Below are 601 nucleotides of genomic sequence, written 5' to 3' on the forward strand. Positions count from 1 at the left end.
GGACCGTGCCGGTCTCGGTGAGGATCTCCTCGACCATCTCGAACGGGACGAGCTGGGTCAGCTCACCGAGGTGGCCCGGCGCGTACCGTCCCCCAGCCACGGTGATCACACGGGTGATGACAGACTCGGTAGACAGCGGAGCTCCAGGGACAGAGGACGTCTCGCGAGGACGAACCCCTCATACCGGGGCTCCGCTGTCCGTTCCGGTACCGACACGCCGATGGCACCGGCCCGGGTGCAAATCTTGTGCGCAGATCGAGCGTCGGGCGTGACGCGACCGTGTTGGGTCTACGCAGACCACCCGGTATGCCTGCCGACCAGGACCATCACAAGACCCTTGACACCAGTCAGACCCAGCTAACCAAGCGGCTTTGGCAATAGCCCCGCGACGCCGCGTCCCCTATTGCCGGTCGCTCTTAAGGTCACTCGCAGTGAGATCACGGTTGAAGGTTCCGTGTTGTCCGTCTCGGGACCCGGCAGTGAGAGCGCGTCTGAATACTCGGGTCACCAGTCTTCGGTGCGGGCGAGGCGCCGGGACATGGTCATGATCATCGCAATGTAGACCATGGCCTCGTGGCTCTCGGGCAGGGTCTCGTAGTCG

Origin of the sequence: Protofrankia sp. Cr1, from assembly GCF_963555865.1 — a bacterium.
In the GTDB taxonomy this organism is placed as follows: domain Bacteria; phylum Actinomycetota; class Actinomycetes; order Frankiales; family Frankiaceae; genus Protofrankia.